This window comes from Planococcus beijingensis, assembly GCF_016820615.1.
Taxonomy (GTDB): Bacteria; Bacillota; Bacilli; order Bacillales_A; family Planococcaceae; genus Planococcus; species Planococcus notacanthi.
Genome location: NZ_JADHDZ010000003.1, coordinates 167,260 through 187,608 on the forward strand (window position 1 = coordinate 167,260; position 20,349 = coordinate 187,608).

Consider the following 20,349-nt stretch of genomic DNA (forward strand, 5'->3'; position numbering starts at 1 on the left):
GATTACACCCCTTCCCAGATTTTGGCCGGCCAGTTGCGGACATCGACAAAATGGCCTTCAACTGCAGCCGCAGCCGCCATGGACGGACTGACCAGGTGCGACCTGGAATCTCTTCCTTGCCGCCCTTCAAAATTGCGGTTCGATGTAGAGGCGATCCGGTCGCCCGGCTTCGCGATGTCCGGATTCATGCCGAGGCACATGCTGCACCCGGCTTGCCGCCATTCAAAGCCGGCATCCGTAAAGATTTTGTCCAACCCTTCGTCTTCTGCCTGCTGCTTGACCGACTGTGAACCCGGCACGACCAAAGCACGGATTCCCGGAGCCACATGATGGCCATTGAGCACTTTTGCTGCTTCCCGCAGATCCTGAATGCGCCCGTTTGTACAGGATCCGATAAAGACCGTATTGACGGCGATATCCGTTATGGCCGTTCCCGGCTTCAAATCCATATAGGCCAGTGCGCTTTCAACCATTTGCCGTTTTTCTTCCGGTACGTCCGAAGGTCCCGGCACTGTGCCGTTGACACTGACAACGAGCCCCGGATTCGTGCCCCATGTTACCTGCGGCTCGATTTCGGAACAATCAAAGTCGACCACCCGGTCAAACAGGGCATCTTCGTCGCTTCGGAGCTGGCGCCAGTCTTCCAGTGCCGCTTCCCATTCTGCTCCCTGCGGCACGTATTCTTTTCCTTTCAAGTAGTTGAAAGTGGTGTCATCCGGCGCAATCAGCCCGGCGCGTGCACCGATTTCAATGGACATATTGCAGACCGTCATCCGTTCTTCCATCGTCAGTCTGCGAATCGCCTCACCGCGGTATTCCAGCACGTAGCCAGTCGCAAAATCATGGCCGTATTTCCCGATCAGCGCAAGGATCAAATCTTTGGCTGTAACACCGATCGGCAGTTCTCCGTTGAAATTCACAGCCATCGTTTTGGATTTGTACTGCTTCAGCGTCTGGGTGGCCAGTACATGCTCCACTTCGCTCGTGCCGATTCCAAACGCCAATGTCCCGAAAGCCCCATGCGTCGCGGTATGGCTGTCCCCGCAGACAATCGTCTGGCCGGGTTGCGTCAGGCCCAGTTCCGGCGCGATGATGTGGACGATTCCTTGTCTTGCGCTGAACAGATCGAATAATTTGATGCCGAAATCCTTGCAGTTTTGGCGCAATGCCTCTACCTGCTTTTCAGCTATTTTGTCTTCGAACGGCAGGTGGCGGTCCGTCGTCGGGATGGCATGGTCCATCGTCGCCAATGTCCGGTCGGGTCTGCGGACTTTGCGCTTTGCCAGCCTTAATCCGTCGAAAGCTTGAGGTGACGTGACTTCATGGATCAAATGAAGATCGATGTAAATGATGTCCGGCTGCGCTTCCTGTTCCACCACCACATGGCGGTCCCAGATCTTTTCATAAAGCGTTTTGCCCATAGCGGCTCCCTTCTTTCGTTTAAATGATTTGTTTATCTTTTAGATCCTTCAGTTTTTCTTCATCATAGTTCAATAATTTCCCATAGACGGCTGCATTGTCCTTGCCGATCGACTCCGCTCCCACATGCTTCACTTTCCCAGGTGTCCGGCTGAGCTTCGGCACAATGCCCGGCATCGGGAATTCGCCAAGTACCGGATGTTCGGTTTTGATGATCATGTCACGTGCGGCGTACTGCGGGTCTTCCACAATGTCCTTAGCTGAATAAATCAACCCTGATGGCACGCCTTTTTCAGCAAGCAGCTCCAGTACTTCTGTTGTTTTCTGTGTTTTCGTCCATTCTTCGATCAATTGGTCCAGTTCCGTCATATGGTCGCTTCTGGCGTGATGCGTCTGGTATCGTGGATCTTCAGCAAGCTCCGGTCGGCCCATCGCTTCACACAACCGTTTGAACACACCGTCTGCATTGGCGCCGATGACGATATATGTGCCTTCCTGCGTCAAATAGATATTGGACGGTGCGACTCCTGGCAAAATATTGCCCATTCGCTCGCGGATATAACCCGTCAACAGGTAATCCGGCACCGTGCTTTCCATGACGGAAAATACCGATTCGTAAATTGCCGTGTCGACCATCTGGCCTTTGCCGGAATGATGGCGTTCATTCAATGCCGTCAGTGTTCCGATGGTCGCAAACAAAGCCGCCAATGTATCGCCCAGTGACACGCCGATTCTTGAAGGTGCCCGGTCCGGAAATCCGGTGACGTGGCGGATGCCGCCCATCGCTTCGCCGACACTGCCGAACCCGGCGCGTTTGCTGTAAGGCCCGGTCTGGCCGAAGCCGGACGTTCTTGTCATGATGATTTTCGGGTTGATCTCTGAAAGCTGTTCATAAGAAAGGTTCCACTTCTCCATGGTGCCCGGACGGAAGTTCTCGATGATGATGTCCGCTTCTTTGACCAGCTCCTTAAAGATTTCCTGCCCTTCCGGTGTTCTCAAATTCAAGGTCACCGATTTCTTGTTGCGGGACTGGATCGGCCACCACAACCCTTCCCCGTCTTTCTGCTTGCCCCATTGCCTCATCGGGTCCGCTTTGTCGGGTGCTTCGATTTTGATGATCTCCGCTCCAAAGTCCCCCAGCATGCGGCCGGTGAATGGCCCCGCCAGCAATGTACCCAATTCCAGCACGCGGACGCCTTCAAGCGGCAGTCTCTCCCTTTCTTCGGTCATCGTCGATGTTTCTCCAACTATTGTTCTTTCATTTTCTTTCATCATCTATAGCACCCCCAAAATATTTTCAATCACAATTCCTACCTGATTGTCTTGCTTAGATCATCGGCAGCATTAAAAGACTTCTGTCCGAAAAAGAACATTAAATTTTCAAACAATTAGTAATTGTTAAAAAAATATCACAATGTATACAATCCGTCAACAAAAAATGTGAATTCATTTTATTTTTATAATAAAACCTTTAAATACGAAGTTTTCAAATTATTTAATTGATTCTATTTTATTTATTGTATACAATAATCGCGAGGTGATTAGTTTATGAACCCCTATACTGCCATCAAAAACGCCATTATTATAGGAGAATATGAACCTGGTAAACGTTTGACCGAAGAGGCGCTTGCAGAAGCGTTGCAGGTGAGCCGGACGCCTATACGTGATGCAATCAAGCAATTAGAAACGGACGGATTGATCGTGCCTTATAAACGAAGAGGCTATATCGTCAGGGAATTTTCTACAGACGACATCCGGCAAATATACAATGTACGCGCTCTGCTTGAAAGCCACGGAACCAGCGAAGCCGCTTTAAACCGGACCGAAGAAGAAGTCGAAGCGATACGCACTAAAAATGAGGAGTATGAAAAAGCGATTTCGCAGTGGAAGCGATCGGACATCGCTACCATTAAACATATTCAGCAGACCAACCAGGAATTTCACGAAGAGATTTTCAAAGCAGCCAAAAATGAACATCTGCGATTGCTGATTTCGAAGGTGGTCGTGGTTCCACTCGTCTTCCGTTCATTCTATTGGTATAACGAACGGCAGCTGCTCCGTTCTCTCGAAGTCCACAAAACCATCTTGAACGCGATTGAAAACCAAGAACCTGAACGTGCAAAGATTGCGATGCAAGAACACATATACCAGGGTCGCGATGATGTGCTGATTCAATTGAACAACCCGCAAATCGAATTATGGAAAGGAGAAGCGCAATGATTGAAATCTGTGAAGTCGGCCCCCGTGATGGGCTGCAAAATGAAAAAAAACAGGTAAGCACCGACCAGAAAGTTGAAATGATCACTCGGCTGATCGACGCCGGCATCCGAAAAATTGAAGCCGTTTCTTTCGTCAATCCCAAAGTGGTGCCGCAGATGGCAGATGCTGAAGAAGTGATGAAGCGAGTCCCGAAAATCGACGGCGTTTCATATGCCGGACTGATTCTCAGCTATTCGGGTTTGAAACGGGCGCTCGAAACCGCAGTCGGTAGCTATCACATTGTTACAGCAACCAGCGATGCCTTTAACCTCAAAAACGCCAGAAAAACAGTGGACCAAAACGTAACGGAATTACTCAAGGTAATCGAAGAAGCCACCGGCGCCCAGAAAAATGTGGCCGCGGTACTTGGCACCAGCTTCGGCTGTCCGTTTTCAGGAGACGTACCCGCCAGCCGCGTAATGGAAATTGCCGAACGCTTCGCCCGCGCCGGCGCCACTGAAATCACCTTGGCCGATACGACCGGATTGGCCAATCCTTTGCAAGTCAAAAATCTGGTCCAGCAGTTCCAAGGCCAATTCGGCAGCGACATCAAACTGGGCCTTCATTTTCATAACACCAGAGGCCTCGGACTTGCCAATGTGCTGGCGGGTTACCAGGCCGGTGTCCGCCGTTTCGATTCGTCAATCGCCGGCCTTGGCGGCTGCCCGTTCGCGCCAAAAGCTGTCGGCAATGTCTGTACGGAAGACATGGTCAATATGTTTGAAGGTATGGGAGCAGAAACCGGCACCGACCTTCAGAAGCTCGTTGAAACCGCCGAGTGGATGCAGGTTCAAATGGAACGCCCATTGGATGGCATGCTGATGAAGCTGTAAACTCCGTCTCTTCCAAAACACAAGAAAGCCGAAATCTGTTTTTCTCAGATTTCGGCTTTCTCTTATGTCATGCGACGGAAACAATGGGCATTCAGAAAAACACTTAGCTCGGCTGCTGAAATCGATGCATTTCCCAAGACGCCCTGGAATTTTTCTGTCAAACTGAAGAAAAACATACTACACTATCTCGCAAAGGAGTCCTCTCTATGAAACCGGCCATCCGCCCTCTCAGCACCTTGCTTATGGGAGGCATCTACTTGCTGTCATTCTTTGTTTCCATTCCTTATGCACCTTTTTTGATCAGCCTGTTTGCGCTGGCCGTACTCGTTTCCTATTTCCCGACACTGCCGCGAATGCCTAAAATCCTGATTTCGGTGCTGTTTGCTGTCGGATTATTGTTGGATCCAAGCGCAGCAGGCATCCGGGAATTTTTCATGGCGCTTCAGACCAACATCAACTTGCTGGCGATTTTCATTTTCGTCCCTTTGCTGTCCGTTCCCATCCAGCAAGGTCAGTACCTGAAATACATAGAAGTCATTTTTGCTCATTACATCAAAAAAACGCATCATCTGTACTTGTTCTCAACCGTGGCTGCCGGCAGCATCGGCGCCGTCATGAACGTCGGAACTTTGCCCATCCTCTACGACCTAACTGATACACCTTCCTTCAAACCATTTGACGAAGTCCGTCTGAAAGCGATGAGCAGAGGATTCGTCATGGCATTCATGTGGTCGCCGTATTTCATTTCCATGGCATTGGTGCTTTCCTATTTTGAGGTCAGCTGGCTGCAGCTTTTCCCGATCGGCCTTGCCATCACCGTAATGATGATGGCCATCGGTTTTTGGAATGAACGGCGAAAAAGCCGACCCATCCCAGAAGCTTCTTCCATAAAGAGCACGGTCCCATTGAAGCTTGCTAAAAGAAAAGTATTTGAACTCGCGTTAATCCTGCTGGCGGTCACTGCGATGATTCTCGTCATTGAAAATTTGACCGAGTTGTCGGTATTGACGATTGTTCCTTTAGGGGCGATTGCGGTCTCTTTCGTATGGTCATTGTTGCTGGGCACGCCGCGGGAGCTGGTTGAAAACCTGCAAGGCTATGCGACTGGAAAAATCGCTTCAATGGGCAATGAATTATCGATTTTCATCATGGCTGGCGCATTTGGTACGGCGCTTCTAAACAACGGAGCCGATGATTGGATCCGTTACCTTCTCGAGAGCTTGAACATCACCCATGTCCTGCTGCTGCTCCCGGTCCTGGCAGTGCTGATGGCCATTCCGTCGTGGATTGGCATTCATCCCATCATTACCGCTACCATCCTGGCCATCACCTTGAGCAACTCCCCGCTATTTGCGGAAGACCATCTGTATTTGGGTGTCGGCTTGTTCGCCAGCTGGATGCTGGCCATTATGACCTCACCGTTTTCGGGGTTGAACCTGCTGCTCGCCGCCATCAGCAGAAAGTCATCCGTCTATATCGCCTATAAAATGAATTTCACATTCGCCTTGCTGATCTGGCTGGTTTCGTATGCAGTGATTTCCTTGTTGTATACCATTCTTTAAATGAAGCTGAAACAAATCAAAAAGCACAGCCAAGACAGGAGTAAAACCTGTTTCGGCTGTGCTTTTTCTGTTCATCTACTCTGCCTTTTATCGAGACTCTTCCAATAATTGCTCAATAATCTGTTCCATCGCTTTCGGCTTTACGGTCGGCGCAAAACGGTGGACGACATTTCCTTTGCGGTCGACCAGGAATTTAGTGAAGTTCCATTGGATATCGGAACTTTCCAGCATGTCGCGGTCTTCTTTCTGCAAAGCACCGGCTTCATCGAATTCTGCATCCGCTGGCGCTTTGCTGCGCAAGTACTCATAAATCGGATGAGCATTTTCGCCGTTTACTTCGATTTTTTGGGAAAGAGGGAAACTGACGCCATAGTTGACGGAACAAAATTCCGAGATTTCTTCATCCGTACCCGGCTCCTGTCCGCCGAACTGATCACACGGGAAACCAACAACCTGCAATCCTTTTTCCTTATGGGTTTTGTACAGTTCTTCCAATTCTTCGTACTGAGGCGTTAATCCGCATTTGCTCGCGGTGTTGACGATCAACAGGACGTCCCCTGTAAAAGTCTCGAATGGCATTTCTTCCCCGTTCGATAATGTTGTCTGAAATGAATAAATCGACATTGAATATCCCCCTTTTTGCAGGTTTCGTCAATTTTGCGCTTTTCTCGGCTGTCCAAAACCAGACCTGCTTCATTTTCTGCATCTAGACCCAGTATCCCGTTTTTCGAGTACAGTTACAAATTTACTGCTTCCTTGTCCAGTCAGTCTTCTTTTCAGCATTTCTACTCAACTCTTCAAAAATTGTTATTATCTGTAAGAACACTGTTCCTTTATAGAAGGAACTTGTCTATAATAGAGGAAATATCAATAAATTCAGAATTTAACATTCTATTCTTTTAAGCCTAATGAGGTGAAAACGATCGCTCTTTCCAAAATCCAAAAGTTGTTCATCTATTGCAGCTTCATTTATATCTTATTTTACTATACTTGGATTTTACTTGGTTCGGACAGCCACTTTATGCCTTTGTCGGGAGCCAGTCTGATGTCTTGGCTGATTCCCCTGGTTCCTGTAATTGCCGGAACGGTCCTATTCATGGTCTTTTTGAAATCTTTCAGCAAGGACCGCTATTTTTGGTTATTGACGTCACTCGGATGTTACAGCTTTTCAGTCGCCGAAGGCATTTGGTTCTATAGCCGTAATATTGCACATGTGGAAGTCAGCTATCCCGGATGGGCTGACCTGTTTTTCTTCCTTCAAATCTTTTTTTACATAGCAGCTTTCGCTTACCAGCTTGGACAAAGGAAGGAAAACTCCTATCAGATTAAATTTCTTTTCGATATGGCCATCATTATCGCCGTATCCACAGCCTTAAGCTGGCATTTTCTGATCCAACCTTTAATAGAAGAAGTTTCTGTATCTCCCATTCTTTTCGCTGTATCCATCAGTTATCCGATTGGAGATCTACTCTTATTGTTTGGTGCCGTCAGTTTCTACATCGGTTCTGCTTACTTTTTTCCGCGCCGGGTACTGTGCTTGATTGCAGCGAGCTTAATCGTTCAAGTTCTGGCAGATACCGCTTATCTCTTTTCAACTGCTAACGGCGGGTATAGTTCCGGCAGTATTTACGATCCATTATGGTCTCTCGGCCTGCTATTGATGTCTCTCGCCGGTTTGTATGCACTGGAACATACAGAAGCACCGCCCCAAAAAGTTGCCGAACGGATCGACGAAGGACAAATTTCCCTGCGCTTGCTGCTCCCTTATTTCAGCCTTGTTCTGCTGTTTGTCGTCATGATTTTTGAACAAAAAGGAGACATGAACGGCTTAATCGCAGGAGCTGGCGTTTCAGTCATTCTCATTATCACTAGACAAATCTTCACTTTGCGGGATAACCGAAAATTACTGGCCAGCTACCATCAACTGACCTCTGTTCTCGAGCACAAAGTGGAGCAACGCACAGAGGAAGTCACTTCCAAAAATAATCTGCTGGAAAAAGCCGTCGATCAAATGAAACACATGGCTTACCATGACGCATTGAGCGGCCTGCCGAACAGAAGGCTCTACCTCGAGAAATTGGAAAGCGCCATAAGGGCCGCCGGGCAAACTTCCCAGAAAGTCGCTGTGGTGTTCATTGATTTGGACCGCTTTAAGAACGTCAATGATACATTCGGCCATGAATTCGGTGATTTATTGCTGCAGGAATTCGCCCAAAAACTGCAGGAAAACCTGCGTTCCAACGATACCATTTCCCGGCAGGGCGGCGACGAATTCACATTGATTTTGAATAATTTCCATTCGCAGCAAGATATGGTGCCTTTGATCCGAAGGCTGCAGTCAGCTCTTGAAAAACCCCTGACCATCCAGGGACAGGAATTGCATGTCTCCATGAGCATCGGCATTGCCGTTTATCCGGAAGACGGCGAAACACCGGATGAACTGCTGAAACATGCAGACAGTGCCATGTACAACGCCAAGGAAAAAGGCAAAAACAATTTTCAGTTCTTTTCGGATGACATGGCCTTTATCGCTTCCCGAAAAATTGCACTCGAAAATGAGCTGCGCCGGGCTATCGCGAAAGAAGAGTTCATCCTGCATTACCAGCCGCAGATCCAAGCCGCAACAGGTGATATCATCGGCATGGAAGCCTTGATCCGCTGGCAGACTCCAGCGGGCAAAACCATTTCTCCTGGAGAATTCATTCCACTCGCGGAAGAAACCCGCCTGATTCTTCCCATGGGCGAATGGGTGCTTTCTACAGCCTGTAAGCAAGCCAAACTATGGCATGACTCAGGTTACTCCCAACTGAAACTGGCCGTGAATTTATCGCCCCTGCAATTTCTTGACGATGAGTTGATGAGCATGATCCGCCAGACACTTGAAAAAACCGGCTTTCCGGCGTCTTCACTGGAATTGGAGATTACGGAAGGCGTCGCTGTCGACGATGCGGAAAAAGCCATTTCCCGAATGCAGAAATTGAGAAGATTGGGTGTCCGCATTGCCATCGATGATTTCGGCACTGGCTACTCGTCGCTCAATTACTTGAAGCGGTTCCCGCTGAATCACTTGAAAATTGCCCAGCCGTTCGTCCAGGATATGGCTTCCAACCCTTACGATAGGGCACTTGTCGAAGCCATGATTTTCATTGCCCACAGCTTGGACATGTCAGTCGTAGCCGAAGGGGTGGAAACCGAAGAACAACTGGCGTTGCTGAAGAAACTGGGCTGTGACGAAATCCAGGGGTATTACTACAGCCGGCCGCTGACAGCCGAACAATTTAGGGGCCTGCTTGTGAATGGATTTCCTTCTGTGAAATTGGTTTAGGCAAGGTAATCATTTTAGAACAGCAAAAAAAGCAGTTAGAAATCAACTGCTTTTTTTGCTGTTCTTTTATCCCGCTTTAACGGTCAGTAAGACTCCCGCTTCTACAAGCGGGAGATCCACTGACCGTAAAAGTCCGATTGGATCAACTAACAATCAGTGGGGATGAAGAACCCCCCTGATTGAAGTTTCTCTTTATAACCAGTTTTTTCTGGTCACCGCTTCTTTTTAACTGAATCTGTTTCCTGACTGCTGCCCGAATGTGGTGAAAAGATTTCTCCAATAGCGGCATAGTTTGCCCCTGCCAAACGGCTAATCTATTCTTCTGCATGCACGACATATACCGTCATCGATGTGTTTCCGGTATTTTCGATACTGATTTTTTGATGGGGATTACAGTGTATGATATCTCCTGGTTGAATAGCAGAATCGTTGTCATCCAGATAACATATTCCTTCCCCTTCGACTACAAACACATAGGCATTTTTATGAGGATGCCCGTGCTTAGGCATCACTTGTCCCGGAAGAAAGTTAAACACGATAACTTTACTTTTTTCTTCTTCGATAACAACTTGTTTTGTCATCCTTTTCTCATCGTATGTTTGAAGATCCTGCAATTTTTTGATTGTCATGATTTATTCTCCATTCTTCTTCAGTTTTTTAGATTGTCTTCCATCTTTACCGCTATTCAACCATATTGTCACTTCCAAAGAAGTTGCGGAACATCTGAACGGTCGTATCGCGGTTCATGGACGTGATGGAAGTTGTTAACGGAATGCCTTTGGGACAGACTTCCACACAGTTTTGTGCCATGCCGCATTCTTGGATTCCACCTGGCCCCATCAGTAAATTCAAGCGCTCGTCTTTATTCATTGCGCCTGTGGGATGCGCATTCATCAAGCGGACTTGTGAAATGGGGGCTGCCCCAATGTAATCGGATTTGTCATTGACGTTCGGACACGCCTCCAAGCAGACGCCGCATGTCATGCATTTGGACAATTCATATGCCCATTGGCGTTTGCGTTCGGGCATGCGCGGACCTTCGCCAAGATCGTGGGTTCCATCAATTGGAATCCAAGCCTTTAGCCTTTTCAATGTATCGAACATGGAGCTGCGGTCTATAATCAAGTCACGGACAACGGGAAATTTTTTCATCGGCTGCAGCCGGATGGGCTGTTCCAGCTGATCAACTAATGCTGTGCACGATTGGCGCGCGTAGCCATTGATGACCATTGAACAGGCTCCGCATACTTCCTCGAGACAGTTCATGTCCCATGTCACAGGAGTAGTTTTTTGCCCTTCCATATTGACCGGATTACGGCGGATTTCCATCAAAGCAGAAATGACGTTCATGTTCATCACATAGGGCAATTCGAACTTTTCCCAATACGGATCTTCATTCGTAGAATTTCTTCGTTCGATTTCAAAAATTACCGTCTTTGCTGCTTCTCCCATGATCAATCAACTCCTCTTTTAATGAGTATAGGAATAATGCCATTTTCCAAAGTGAACTGATTCCCTTCTTCACTTTTCTGGTATATAAGTTGAACCAAAGAAATAGCCTTTTATATATCGCCTCGACTCTGACAGAAAATGCTAAAGATATGGAGCAAAACAGCGAAGACTCCTGCGGCTTAGCGAGACGACCGATACACCGCAGGGAGCGCAGCGGACGAGGAGGATTGGGCGCGAGCCCGCTGGAAAGCGTAGCTGTTTTACGGAATATCGGCTACTACAAATCATTAGTTCAACTTATATAACTTTTTTACGAGTCCCTAAATGCTTTTACACAATAATTTTGACTCTGTGCTCTTTGTCATTATGATTCAAAAACAAGCAGATACAACTTAACCTTATCATACTTTCAGAAAATTAAGAAAATATTAAATGAATATTCATCAAAAATACCAAGCCGTGCGATCATAATTTCTTTTCTTCTTTTGTTGTTGCTTCTTCATAACCTCAGTATACGGTTTCTTTACTCAGAAGAAATTGACATCCATCAAGGCATTGCCAGTTTAATTCTGAAAGCGGTACATTATTTCACCCGAGTGGATTGAAAAACTCTGCTACTTCCACTAAATAACAATCACTACTATTTTTTAAATAAGAAGACGTCTATCCAACACCTGAAAAAGGTTGTGAGTAGACGTCTTTTATTAACTGATAATTAATTAGCACTTTTCTATTTCGGCCGCTCCAATGAAAAGATCTCACCGATTGCCGCATAACTGGATCCTGCCAAACGGCTGACCGCATCCAGGCCTCTCGGGTCGATACGCCCGTTTTCGTAGATGGCTTCATCCACATGGAATTGGACGATTTTGCCGATAAACAAATCACTGCCGGGGCCGTCGCCGCCAAATGGGACAGACTCCACCAACCGGCATTCCATGCGGATTTTCGATTCTTTGATGCCCGGAACCGACACCTTTGCGCTCGGCACTTTTGTCAGCCCCGCCATATCCACTTCACTTTCCGAAGGCGGCAAGGAAGCGGCGGTTTCATTGATTTTCCCGACGTTGTCCCGGTCCACGATATGCACCACAAATTCACCGTTCCCGTATATATTGCGTGCCGTGTCTTTTAGCTCGCCTGTTGGCCGCTGAATCGATATCGAAACCATCGGCGGATTGGAAGAGACGATGTTGAAATAGCTGAACGGTGCGCCATTGACGACGCCCGCCTCTGACTGTGTGGTGACGAAGGTGATGGGCCGCGGAATAATCGAACCAATCAGCAGTTTGTAATTGTCGCGTTCCTCGTTTTGTTCCGGATCAATTGAAATCATGTTTACCTGCTCCTTTGCTGGTGGGATTTGTTGGAGTAATAAGCGCACGAAGGAATACGATATGCTATTTTTCTCTTCCATTCCCTCTATTTCTCCATTGTAGCGAAAAAAACAGAATGTGCGGGTGTTCCTGCACATTCTGTGATTTGTTAAAAATGGATTAGCGAATGGTTTTCAATGCCGTTGACCAAGGGATGACCTGATCCAGCATTTGGTTCACTGAATCCGCTTGTACCGGTGCCGCTTTCAGTTCGGCACCATTTTCGAAATCAGTGAACAGGGACAATGCCGGGTGGACGCGAACGTCTGCCACCGACAATTCACCCAGGATGCCGCGCAAATGTTCTGCAGCTCGTGCACCGCCGACTGAACCGTAGGATACGATGCCTGCCGCTTTGTTGTTCCATTCCACACGCAGGTAATCGAGTGCGTTTTTCAACGATCCCGTGATCGAGTGGTTGTATTCCTGTGCGATGAAGACAAAGCCGTCTTGTTTTCCGACCGCTTCAGACCATGCAGCTGCGCCCGATGCGTCTCCGCCGTTTTCGCCTAAAAGCGGCAATTTGTAATCTGCGATGTCGATGATGGTATAGTTCGCGTCTCCGCGTTTGTCTGCCAAGTCTTTTACCCAGTTTCCTACTTGCGGGCTTAAGCGCCCTTCACGTGTTGATCCTAAGATGATGCCGATGTTCAATTTTGTCATGGTTGTTTCCTCCTGTTGTTGTTCTGTTTGTTGTTTGCCGAATAATTTACTGAAAATGCTCAAGTTGTTTTCCCCTTTTTACAGATATTCTTTTTCGATGGTGCGCGTGCTGCGTACCGTATCGATCGGACGCACCAGTTTCTCGATCTGGCCGCGTTTCGGTTCCAGGAATGGCGGCAAGGATAAGTTTTCCCCTAAGGTTTCGTAAGGCTCATCGCCCATGAAGCCTGGTCCGTCTGTAGCCCATTCGAACAGGATGCCTTGTGCTACACGTACATACAGCGACTCGAAGAAGAAACGGTCGACATAGCCGGATGTATTGAAGCCAAGATTTTGCATACGGTCGATCCATTCCTGCAAGACGCTGGTATCGGCTACACGGAATGCGGCATGATGGACGGTGCCGAAGCCCTGCTGCCCCTGCGGAAGCAATTTGTTGTGCTCGACGATCACCTGCGCACCGTTTCCGCCTTCGCCTACTTCGAATAAATAGAAGGAACCTTCTTTTGCGACTTGGCGCATCAGCATGGCTTTTTCCAATACTTCCTTGAAATAATCGAATTCCGCGATGCGGATATGGATCGGGCCAAGTCCTGTGATGGCAAACTCCAGCGGAACCGGTCCGTTCTGCCAAGGTGTGCCGGATGCCACGCCTTCATTGTGTTCATCTGATACCAGCATGTACTGCTGGTCGTCGAAATCGACGAATGAGATGGTTTTCTTGCCGAATACGTCCTGGATGCCTTTGTGTTTCACGCCGTATTTATCAAAACGCTTAATCCAGTAGTTAAGGGCTTCGTCAGTAGGCACACGGAAAGCCGTTTTATAGATTTCATTCGTGCCGTGGGTGCCTTTCGGGATGTTCGGGAAATCGAAGAATGTCATGTCGGTCCCTGCCGAACCTTTGTCATCCGCAAAGAATAAATGATAGGTCTGGATGTCGTCCTGGTTCACTGTTTTCTTGACCAGGCGCATGCCCAGTACGTAAGTGAAAAATTCATAGTTCTTTTCCGCACTGCTGGTGATGGCGGTTACGTGGTGGATTCCTTTTAATTCGTTCATAATAAATCTCTCCTCGTTGTGTAAGTATTGTCATTATCTCGATTTCGAGATATAGGATTAAAAAAATTTAAACACGCTGTGATTGGTAGCCGATCTTTTTGACCGCCTCAATCATCTCTTCCATTTCCTGCTGTTCCATTCCCTCAAATGCCTGATTGATCACTTGTTCGTGCTTCGGAAAAATCTCATCCATCAATTGCCGGCCCCGATCGGTCAATTCCGCAAATGTCACGCGCCGGTCTTCCGGACACGCCTGCCGGACGACGTATTGTTTTGTTTCCAGTTTATCGATGACGTACGTGATGCTGCTGCTGGCAATCAACACTTTTTTGCCGATCAGTTGAATCGGTTGTCTGCCCCGGTGGTAAAGCAATTCCAATACCGAGAATTCAGTCGGGTTCAAACCGTATTGTGCAACGTCCTTTTTGATCAATTCATGAAGAGCGTCAGCGGCTCGAACGAGTACAGTCAATGCTTTCAAATTGAGATTTGGCATATTCATGCGTTTCACCTCATTTACTCTTAATTAATATATCTTTAATTCGAGATAATCATAACATGTGTATTTGGGGGAGTCAATCATTTGAGCTGAATTATCTTTTTTGCTCTGTGAACAAACATCTATACCTACATTTCCGCTTTTTACTCCATATAAAAAAAGGAAATGGGCACGCTCTCCCCACTTCCTTTTTATCGGTGGCTTACTAAAAGCCTCTCTGTTCTCTTTTTTCATTCTGCTTTATCTGTGTAATTGAGCCGGTCCAATATGGTAATGGTTTCCGATAGCTGGTTGTTGAAAATTTTCTTCGCCACATCCAATAATTCGATGATCATCGGATCCCGCAATGAATAAATGACCCGGTTTCCTTCTTTGCTGCCTGTGACGATGTTCTTCGACCTTAAGACGGTCAACTGCTGCGAGACGGTCGAGCCTTCGCTTTCCGCGAGTTGTTGGATTTCATTGACACTTTTAGCCCCTTCGGCTAAAATCTCCAGAATCCGAATGCGAAGCGGGTGTGCCAGTGCTTTAAAAAACTCAGATTTAAACTGCTGCATTTCCATGTCCAAATTCTATCCCTTCCTTTCTATAGCTATTTCAAGTTTTCTTCACCCCTGCTGTTTCCGGTTTGCGGAACTCCAATCCAGCCGAAAGAGCCGTACATTCCTTAAAGGCAAAATGTTGGCAGCCCAGACATTTGTTTCTGTCGAGCTTGTTTAATGAAAAGTCGATGGCTTCGCCGGTATGTTCAAAGAAATGCTCTTCTCCAGTATAGCCATACAACCCTGTTTTTTTCATTACACTAATGGGATGCGGTTTCATGCCGGAGATCACAACTGTTCCGTGTTTTGAAAAATCTTTGATGATGCTCGATAAATAGGATTCGCCGGTTGTATCCATATAAGGCACTTTTCCCATTCTGAGCATCAGCACATTGGGCTTGTAGTTGATCGTATTCATAATGGATTGTTCGAAAGCTTGGGCAGAACCGAAAAAGAGCGGCCCTTCCACATTATAGATGCTGATCTGCGGACAATCGTGGATATCCGTCACCATATGGGTCGCCATTTTTTCGTCTTTATGGTTCGGGTCCGGCAACGCTTTGGCTGTGACCAACAGTTCGCTCATTTGCTTGGTGAACAAAATGACAGCGAATAATAACCCGACTTGAACAGCGACGGTCAGACTGACAAAAACAGTCAATAAAAAAGTGGCAGCCAAAACCAGGGAATCCGCGGTTTTCATTTTCAGAAGATCGATGAATGTATGTCTTTCACTCATATTCCAGGCAACAATCATCAGTACAGGCGCCATGCTGGCGAGTGGAATTACTGAAGCATAAGGGGCAAAAAGCAAGAGAACCAGCAGAACAACCACGCCATGGATGACACCAGAAAAAGGAGAAACGGCCCCATTTTTGATATTGGTGGCTGTCCGGGCGATGGCACCGGTAGCGGGAATTCCCCCGAATAAAGGAGTGACCATATTCGCGATTCCTTGTCCTACCAGCTCCCGGTTGCTGTTGTGTTTGCTGCCGCTCATGCCATCTGCAACGACAGCGGACAGTAAGGATTCGATTCCGCCCAACATGGCAATGACGAAAGCGGGGCCGATCAGCAGCTGAATCCGTTCGAAAGTGATTTCTGGAAACTGAAATTTTGGGAGGGAGTTTGAGATTTCCCCGAAAGTCGAACCGATCGTAGCCATTTCACCTGCAAAAAAAACACTCGCTACTACCGTGGAAACGAGTAAACCGATTAAAGGACCTGGAACTTTCGGGATAAATTTAGGTGTCACCAGCATAGTCGCAAGGCAAACAGCGGCAATTATAACGCTGTTGACGTTAATCGTACCAATGTGCAGGAAGATTTCTTTTGCGTTTGCCAGAAACGATTCATGCTTTTTCACATCGGTCAATCCCAGGAAGTTTGCAATCTGCCCGACGAAAATAATGACGGCAATCCCTGAGGTGAAGCCGATTGTGACTGGTCGGGGGATGTATTGGATCAACGAACCCAGTTTAAAGATTCCCATGAAGAGCAGGATGATGCCGGCCATAAAGCCTGCCAGCAGCAGGCTTTCATAACCGTAGGCAATAACGATGGCAAACAGCACTGGGATAAAGGCTCCGGTAGGTCCGCCGATTTGAAATTTCGATCCGCCGAGCAGCGATATCAAAATTCCGGCAATGATGGTGGTGTAGATCCCGTATTCCGGATTAACTCCGGAAGCGATGGCAAAAGCCATGCCTAACGGAATCGCGATTACCCCCACCACAACGCCCGACAAAAAGTCTTTTTTAAAGCTTTGGAATGAATAGCCCGCGTACCTTCCAGTAAACATCGACTTTTTCTCCATATGAAAGACCTTCTTTTCTCCTTTTATAGTATATCTGATTATTTGAATATTGATTAAACCGAATATACTCCTTACAAAACTTTTTGTCAACTTGCCGGATGTTCCACTAATCGGTGTTCAAGCATTCCTGCTATCATTCATCAAAAAAGAGCGATCCGCATGTTCCGGATCGCTCTCTGTCATCTTTTATAATAGGTTATCGATTTACTTATTCCGAAGAGGTTCAAACGCATTCGTCCAGGCATTGACCTGATCGAGCAGCGTCGTGACCGAACCTTCGTGGACATCCGCCGGTTTGAATTCGTTCATATTGACGAAATCCGTGAACAGGGACATCGCGGGATGCGCTCTGACTGTAGCCACTTGCAGTTCAGCCATGATAATACGGAGGGCTTCGGCTGCCCGTACTCCACCTGACGAGCCGTAGCTGACGATGCCTGCCGCTTTGTTGTTCCATTCCACGTAAAGATAATCGATGGCATTTTTCAAGGCCGATGTCACACCGTGATTGTACTCGGGGCAAATGAAAACATAACCATCAAGCTCCGCAATTTTTTTAGACCACGGAATCGCTTCAGGGGTCTGGTAATCCTGGCTGTAGGCTGCCGAAATCGGCTCTGCGTACATCGGCAGATTATATTCCTTCAGATCCACGATTTCGTATTCAGCGTCCCCGCGTTTGTCCGCAATGCTTTTGACCCATTCCGCAACCTGTACGCTATTGCGTCCCGGGCGTGTGCTTCCTGTGATGATACCGATCTTCGTCATGGATAAATTCCTCCTCAATTTGTGATGCTGCCTTAGCTCTGTGAACTTTCACTCCTTGATGCCTCTTTATCATAAGACAAATAACTCTCGGTTTCAAACCAATTGCTTGAATATTCCGCCAAACGCCAGCAGTGCAGCGATTTTTCTTACCACCACTTATATTGATCGGCCGTCAATAATTCATTCGCAACTATCGGTCCCCTTGAACCTGCGGGATAGAAATGCAAAGGCAGCAAATCTTCGTTGAACGCTTCCAATACCGGTTGAATCCAGTTCCATGACAACTCCACTTCTTGCCAGTCAGCAAAAAATGTCGAGTTGCCGCGCAATGCGTCATACAGCAGCAACTCATATGCTTCCGGCTGGTCTTTTGAATTGCTGGACAAACTGGTCCAAACAGGATTGAAGCGATTATTAGAAGCATCTTTTAAATTTATGCGCAGCGAAATGCTTTCATTCGGACTGATTTCAAGCATCACCAAATTGGGCGAGGTTCCCTGCAGCCCCCTTGTATCCATCGCCTTGTTCTCAAACTCGATGACGATTTGTGTGGACTTTGCATTCATTCGCTTGCCTGTTCGTATATAAAAAGGGATTCCTTTCCACGACGGGTGATCGATGGCGATTCGTGCGGCAAAATAAGTGTCGTTCTTCGACAGCTCATCGACTCCTGGCTCTTCCCTGTATCCAGCAACTGGCGCCCCTTCAATCTCTCCAGGTTCGTATTGCCCACGGACGATGGTGCGGTGTGCATGTTCCTTCAAGATCGGTTGAAGAGATTCTATGATGTCGGTCTTTTTAATGCCGCTGTTATTTCCCGTGAGGCTGTCCGGCAAGTGAATGGCGGTCATCATCACCAATTGCAGAAGGTGGTTCTGGACCATATCGCGTACAGCTCCTGCCTGATCGTAATAATCAGCCCGGCTTTCCACTCCTACTGTTTCGCTTGCCGTAATTTGGACATTTGAAATTTCTTCATGATTCAGCAGCGATCCCAAGACCGGATTCGCTAAAACCAGGGTTCTCAGATTCTGAACCATCGGCTTGCCAAGATAGTGGTCAATTCTGTAGATTTCATCTTCGTTGAACACTTTTCTCAAATTCTGATTTAATGCTCTTGCCGTTTCCAAGTTTCGTCCAAATGGTTTTTCGACAATGAGGCGTTTCCATCCTTTGCCTTGCGTAATTCCGCTTGTATAAAGGCCGGAAGCAATCACATCGATCAGGCGCGGTGCCACAGACAGATAAAACAGCCGGTTTTGTGGAATGTCCAGTTCATTTTCTCTTTTTTCAACAAGTTCGTGCAATTGGCGATAAGCTTCTTTTTCCGTTGCATCGAATATGCAATACCGGAATTTCTTTAAGAAATCCGGCAAAGATCCGCTTTGAACGGTTCTGCGGGAGTACGCATAGAGTGCTTGTTCCACTTTTTCTTGAAATACCTTATCTGAATAATTCCTTCTGCCCAACCCTATGATCGACATCGTTTCCGGTAATTTCTCATCCAGATATAAATTATAAAGCGCAGGAAACAGTTTTCGTTGAGCTAAATCTCCTGTGGCGCCGAACAAAACAAAAGTCATGCCTTCCATTGACCATTCGTTTTGGAATTCAACTGATGCATCTTTTAAATCGAATCCTTCTGTCTGACTCTCGTTGTCCATATATTGAATCCTCCCACTTTATCAGCCATGGCTTTCACACCTATCTGATTATCGCAACAGGTTTCAGTATAAGGACTTGCCTACTTTTATGATAGTACGCAGTTTAGCAGCACATAGTGAGAAATACTATACCGTCTCCCTTACGCTCTGAAAAGCAGACGGCTGGGACAAGCGGAACTTGTTCACCTTCCCTGCGCCAGCTCCTTTGCAACCCTGCCGCCCGAACTCTTCGCCTGCATCTTTCCTGCAGGCTGGTTCCCCGCCTAATTGGATTGCTGTTGAAAAGCGCTTAGGAGAATCGTCGACTTCATCCAATCGCAGCAGCATTGACGCCCCGCCTAACCCAAGCAGGACCTGATAGTATACAATTTGTCAGTATGTGCGATTAAAGTGCGTACTTCACATAATCAACAGCAAGGCTTACACTGAGCGGGAAGCAAAATCAAAAAACGAGGAGATACACATATATGAAATTACAATTGGCATTAGATTTAGTAGACATTCCACAAGCAATCGAATTAGTTAAAGAAGTAGAGGCATTTATCGATATCGTTGAAATCGGAACGCCGGTCATCAACAAAGAAGGCCTAAAAGCCGTTTCAGAAATGAAAGCAGCCTTTCCGAATCTGGAAGTTCTCGCAGATGTGAAAATCATGGACGCGGCAGCTTATGAAGTGTCGAATGCGGTTGCTGCAGGAGCAGATATCGTTACAATCCTTGGACAAGCAGAAGATTCATCCATTAAAGGCGCAGTTGAAGAAGCTAAAAAAACAGGCAAGAAAATCTTGGTTGATATGATTGCCGTCAAAGATATCAAAACACGTGCGGCAGAACTTGACCTGCTTGGCGCGGATTACATCTGTGTACACACTGGATACGACTTGCAGGCAGAAGGCAAAGATTCATTTGAAGACCTGCGCACCATCAAAAGCGTCGTGAAAAATGCCCGTATAGCCATTGCAGGCGGCATCAAACTGGAGACATTGCCTGAAGTGATCAAAGCACAACCTGACCTGATCATCGTCGGCGGCGGCATCACAAGCAAAGAAGACAAAGGCGCAGAAGCTGAGAAAATCCAACAGTTGATCAAAGAAAGCGTAACGGTATAA

Annotated in this window: 19 protein-coding genes; 5 read left to right on the forward strand and 14 right to left on the reverse strand. The window is 47.1% G+C overall.

The annotated features are described in order from the left end of the window. Positions 1–2: 2 nt before the first annotated feature. Both leuC and IRE19_RS09430 read right to left on the reverse strand, forming a co-directional pair. Entirely contained in the window at positions 3–1,421 is a 1,419-nt protein-coding gene (gene leuC / locus IRE19_RS09425; protein WP_203340191.1) for a 3-isopropylmalate dehydratase large subunit, read from the reverse strand. 19 nt (positions 1,422–1,440) lie between these two features. Then, entirely contained in the window at positions 1,441–2,694 is a 1,254-nt protein-coding gene (locus tag IRE19_RS09430) for a CaiB/BaiF CoA transferase family protein (RefSeq protein WP_432419932.1), read from the reverse strand. Positions 2,695–2,967: 273 nt separating this feature from the next. On the opposite strand from IRE19_RS09430, the gene IRE19_RS09435 reads away from it, so the two are divergent. From IRE19_RS09435 to IRE19_RS09445, 3 genes are all read left to right on the forward strand, one after another. After that, on the forward strand, positions 2,968–3,639 hold the full coding sequence (locus IRE19_RS09435) for a GntR family transcriptional regulator (RefSeq protein ID WP_203340192.1): 672 nt from the start codon (positions 2,968–2,970) through the stop codon (positions 3,637–3,639). Then, on the forward strand, positions 3,636–4,511 hold the full coding sequence (locus tag IRE19_RS09440) for a hydroxymethylglutaryl-CoA lyase (RefSeq protein ID WP_203340193.1): 876 nt from the start codon (positions 3,636–3,638) through the stop codon (positions 4,509–4,511). Before IRE19_RS09435 ends, IRE19_RS09440 begins: the two co-directional genes overlap by 4 nt. A 206-nt stretch (positions 4,512–4,717) precedes the next feature. After that, positions 4,718–6,073 carry a hypothetical protein gene (locus IRE19_RS09445; RefSeq protein ID WP_203340194.1) on the forward strand — a complete coding sequence of 452 codons (1,356 nt, stop codon included), beginning with the start codon at positions 4,718–4,720 and terminating at the stop codon, positions 6,071–6,073. An 87-nt stretch (positions 6,074–6,160) separates the two neighbouring features. Here IRE19_RS09445 and IRE19_RS09450 read toward each other — a convergent pair whose 3' ends face one another. Continuing rightward, complete coding sequence (locus IRE19_RS09450; RefSeq protein WP_203340195.1) at positions 6,161–6,697, reverse strand: glutathione peroxidase; 537 nt, start codon at positions 6,695–6,697, stop codon at positions 6,161–6,163. A gap of 421 nt (positions 6,698–7,118) precedes the next feature. Here IRE19_RS09450 and IRE19_RS09455 point away from each other — a divergent pair, with 421 nt between their 5' ends. Further along, positions 7,119–9,398, forward strand: coding sequence for a putative bifunctional diguanylate cyclase/phosphodiesterase (locus tag IRE19_RS09455; protein ID WP_238943159.1), 2,280 nt, complete (start codon positions 7,119–7,121; stop codon positions 9,396–9,398). Between the two features lie 314 nt (positions 9,399–9,712). Here the strand turns inward: IRE19_RS09455 and IRE19_RS09460 are convergent, their stop codons facing one another. From IRE19_RS09460 to IRE19_RS09510, 11 genes are all read right to left on the reverse strand, one after another. Continuing rightward, the gene (locus tag IRE19_RS09460) at positions 9,713–10,027 is read right to left on the reverse strand and encodes a cupin domain-containing protein (RefSeq protein WP_203340197.1); all 315 of its coding nucleotides are present in this window, start codon (positions 10,025–10,027) and stop codon (positions 9,713–9,715) included. Between the two features lie 52 nt (positions 10,028–10,079). Next, positions 10,080–10,850, reverse strand: a complete 771-nt coding sequence (gene sdhB, locus IRE19_RS09465; RefSeq protein WP_203340198.1) for a succinate dehydrogenase iron-sulfur subunit — start codon at positions 10,848–10,850, stop codon at positions 10,080–10,082. Positions 10,851–11,580: 730 nt separating this feature from the next. Further along, positions 11,581–12,186: a flavin reductase family protein gene (locus IRE19_RS09470; RefSeq protein ID WP_203340199.1), complete on the reverse strand. Its 606-nt coding sequence runs from the start codon at positions 12,184–12,186 to the stop codon at positions 11,581–11,583. Between the two features lie 160 nt (positions 12,187–12,346). Beyond that, positions 12,347–12,889 carry an NADPH-dependent FMN reductase gene (locus IRE19_RS09475; protein ID WP_203340200.1) on the reverse strand — a complete coding sequence of 181 codons (543 nt, stop codon included), beginning with the start codon at positions 12,887–12,889 and terminating at the stop codon, positions 12,347–12,349. A 78-nt stretch (positions 12,890–12,967) separates the two neighbouring features. Further along, positions 12,968–13,951, reverse strand: a complete 984-nt coding sequence (locus IRE19_RS09480; protein WP_203340201.1) for a ring-cleaving dioxygenase — start codon at positions 13,949–13,951, stop codon at positions 12,968–12,970. 67 nt (positions 13,952–14,018) lie between these two features. Further along, positions 14,019–14,453, reverse strand: a complete 435-nt coding sequence (locus IRE19_RS09485; protein WP_191714767.1) for a MarR family winged helix-turn-helix transcriptional regulator — start codon at positions 14,451–14,453, stop codon at positions 14,019–14,021. A gap of 227 nt (positions 14,454–14,680) precedes the next feature. Beyond that, entirely contained in the window at positions 14,681–15,019 is a 339-nt protein-coding gene (locus IRE19_RS09490; RefSeq protein WP_191714766.1) for an ArsR/SmtB family transcription factor, read from the reverse strand. A gap of 28 nt (positions 15,020–15,047) precedes the next feature. Beyond that, positions 15,048–16,808 carry a SulP family inorganic anion transporter gene (locus IRE19_RS09495; protein ID WP_203340202.1) on the reverse strand — a complete coding sequence of 587 codons (1,761 nt, stop codon included), beginning with the start codon at positions 16,806–16,808 and terminating at the stop codon, positions 15,048–15,050. A 204-nt stretch (positions 16,809–17,012) separates the two neighbouring features. Beyond that, positions 17,013–17,576: an NADPH-dependent FMN reductase gene (locus tag IRE19_RS09500; RefSeq protein WP_191714764.1), complete on the reverse strand. Its 564-nt coding sequence runs from the start codon at positions 17,574–17,576 to the stop codon at positions 17,013–17,015. 146 nt (positions 17,577–17,722) lie between these two features. Next, positions 17,723–19,240, reverse strand: a complete 1,518-nt coding sequence (gene zwf, locus IRE19_RS09505; protein ID WP_318247986.1) for a glucose-6-phosphate dehydrogenase — start codon at positions 19,238–19,240, stop codon at positions 17,723–17,725. Between the two features lie 126 nt (positions 19,241–19,366). Beyond that, positions 19,367–19,567 carry a hypothetical protein gene (locus IRE19_RS09510; RefSeq protein ID WP_191714763.1) on the reverse strand — a complete coding sequence of 67 codons (201 nt, stop codon included), beginning with the start codon at positions 19,565–19,567 and terminating at the stop codon, positions 19,367–19,369. Between the two features lie 140 nt (positions 19,568–19,707). Here IRE19_RS09510 and hxlA point away from each other — a divergent pair, with 140 nt between their 5' ends. Beyond that, on the forward strand, positions 19,708–20,349 hold the full coding sequence (gene hxlA / locus IRE19_RS09515; RefSeq protein WP_191714762.1) for a 3-hexulose-6-phosphate synthase: 642 nt from the start codon (positions 19,708–19,710) through the stop codon (positions 20,347–20,349).

Bases quoted from the DNA above. Each gene is read 5' to 3' on its own strand.
- leuC (WP_203340191.1), bottom strand. From the start codon at position 1,421: ATGGGCAAAACGCTTTATGAAAAGATCTGGGACCGCCATGTGGTGGTG.
- IRE19_RS09430 (WP_432419932.1), bottom strand. From the start codon at position 2,694: ATGATGAAAGAAAATGAAAGAACAATAGTTGGAGAAACATCGACGATG.
- IRE19_RS09435 (WP_203340192.1), top strand. From the start codon at position 2,968: ATGAACCCCTATACTGCCATCAAAAACGCCATTATTATAGGAGAATAT.
- IRE19_RS09440 (WP_203340193.1), top strand. From the start codon at position 3,636: ATGATTGAAATCTGTGAAGTCGGCCCCCGTGATGGGCTGCAAAATGAA.
- IRE19_RS09445 (WP_203340194.1), top strand. From the start codon at position 4,718: ATGAAACCGGCCATCCGCCCTCTCAGCACCTTGCTTATGGGAGGCATC.
- IRE19_RS09450 (WP_203340195.1), bottom strand. From the start codon at position 6,697: ATGTCGATTTATTCATTTCAGACAACATTATCGAACGGGGAAGAAATG.
- IRE19_RS09455 (WP_238943159.1), top strand. From the start codon at position 7,119: ATGTCTTGGCTGATTCCCCTGGTTCCTGTAATTGCCGGAACGGTCCTA.
- IRE19_RS09460 (WP_203340197.1), bottom strand. From the start codon at position 10,027: ATGACAATCAAAAAATTGCAGGATCTTCAAACATACGATGAGAAAAGG.
- sdhB (WP_203340198.1), bottom strand. From the start codon at position 10,850: ATGGGAGAAGCAGCAAAGACGGTAATTTTTGAAATCGAACGAAGAAAT.
- IRE19_RS09470 (WP_203340199.1), bottom strand. From the start codon at position 12,186: ATGATTTCAATTGATCCGGAACAAAACGAGGAACGCGACAATTACAAA.
- IRE19_RS09475 (WP_203340200.1), bottom strand. From the start codon at position 12,889: ATGACAAAATTGAACATCGGCATCATCTTAGGATCAACACGTGAAGGG.
- IRE19_RS09480 (WP_203340201.1), bottom strand. From the start codon at position 13,951: ATGAACGAATTAAAAGGAATCCACCACGTAACCGCCATCACCAGCAGT.
- IRE19_RS09485 (WP_191714767.1), bottom strand. From the start codon at position 14,453: ATGAATATGCCAAATCTCAATTTGAAAGCATTGACTGTACTCGTTCGA.
- IRE19_RS09495 (WP_203340202.1), bottom strand. From the start codon at position 16,808: ATGGAGAAAAAGTCGATGTTTACTGGAAGGTACGCGGGCTATTCATTC.
- IRE19_RS09500 (WP_191714764.1), bottom strand. From the start codon at position 17,576: ATGACGAAGATCGGTATCATCACAGGAAGCACACGCCCGGGACGCAAT.
- zwf (WP_318247986.1), bottom strand. From the start codon at position 19,240: ATGGACAACGAGAGTCAGACAGAAGGATTCGATTTAAAAGATGCATCA.
- IRE19_RS09510 (WP_191714763.1), bottom strand. From the start codon at position 19,567: ATGCTGCTGCGATTGGATGAAGTCGACGATTCTCCTAAGCGCTTTTCA.
- hxlA (WP_191714762.1), top strand. From the start codon at position 19,708: ATGAAATTACAATTGGCATTAGATTTAGTAGACATTCCACAAGCAATC.